The 1,142-nt window shown below is 58.4% G+C and carries 2 protein-coding genes; both read right to left on the bottom strand.

Annotated features, from left to right (window positions below):
* Window positions 1–842, bottom strand: an 842-nt coding sequence (locus VN622_14165) for a hypothetical protein (protein ID HWR37003.1), incomplete at its 3' end; no start/stop codon positions are given.
* Window positions 839–1,142 (bottom strand): hypothetical protein (locus VN622_14160; GenBank protein HWR37002.1); only part of this gene is annotated, 304 nt, incomplete at its 5' end. The genes VN622_14160 and VN622_14165, both read right to left, overlap by 4 nt.

Genomic DNA, 1,142 nt, shown 5'->3' with positions numbered 1-1,142 from the left:
TCTGACGAGAGCCATAGACCTAAGCCCACTGTCAGCAATAGTGCGCAAGTAACCGTCAGCGCAGGCACTGTGGATCGCGACCGCACCAACAGCACGACAGCCACAAAGACGCATTGCAAAGCGAAGGCCACCATGCCTCCGCGGGATTGGCAGAGGAAGATGGTCGTGGTCATCAGTACCGTAGCGAAGCCAAGCACGACACGTTTAGACGCCGACAAGTCGAGCTTGAAGCTGCCCACCAGGGCGAAGGGAATCAGCAGTTCCATCAATCCCGCGTAGTGGTTGCGATTGACGTACGGGCCGTAAACCGCCCCGCCGAAGCGCGGCGTGCGTGTCCAGTAAAGTTTTTCGTCCGACGTGAACTGTTGAAGGCACCCGAAAACTGCCATCGCGAATCCGAACGCAGCCAATGCCAGGCACAGTCTGCGCATCTCGCGGTCTGTGCGAAACAGGTCAGTCGCGATGAAGAAGACCAACGCGTACGCGACATACTTCAGAAATTCCGTGACCGTCAGGTACCGGTATGCCGTCGTACCAAAGATCAGTTGCACTCCTACCAATGCCAGGAACAGCATTGGCGGCAGATGCACGATTCGCAGGTGCAACGACGGTCTGGACGCCGCAAGCCGCGAGACTACCCACAGCGCGAACACCGCTGCGCTACCGAGTTCCAGCACGAGAGTGGACCAAGCCTCCACGGCGCCAAAAGCAAGTGGCCCGAACATGAGCAGGGCAATCGTGCCGTAGCAAGCGACAGTGCGCAATTTGCGCTCTGCGCGAAGATACGGTGCCTCTGCGGGCGACGCGGCGCTGTAACGCACCTGCTCGGTCGTTGTTGTCATTGCGACTCCTTGACCAATTGCAGGTCGTCGATCCAAACTCGCCCGCGTATGACTGTGGTCCCCGGATCGCGCAACACGGCGAGCACAGCGATGCTTGCTTCGCCGCCCGTTGTGAATCGAGCTTCGAGTTCTTCCCAATCACCCTGGTGGATTACATCCCTGGTCACGAAATAGCGACTTTGGTTTGTGATGTTGATGAGCGCGAAACGCGGGCCGTGCGCTGATTCCAACACCGGCTTCATGTATCCGGTAAAGCGGTATTGTGTATTCGGCTCCAGCACCACGTACTGATGCAGCCCC

This window comes from Clostridia bacterium (assembly GCA_035561135.1).
Lineage (GTDB): Bacteria > Acidobacteriota > Terriglobia > Terriglobales > Acidobacteriaceae > DATMYA01.
Note: the sequence above shows the minus strand (reverse complement) of the source record. Positions and strands in the feature narration are given on the sequence as shown.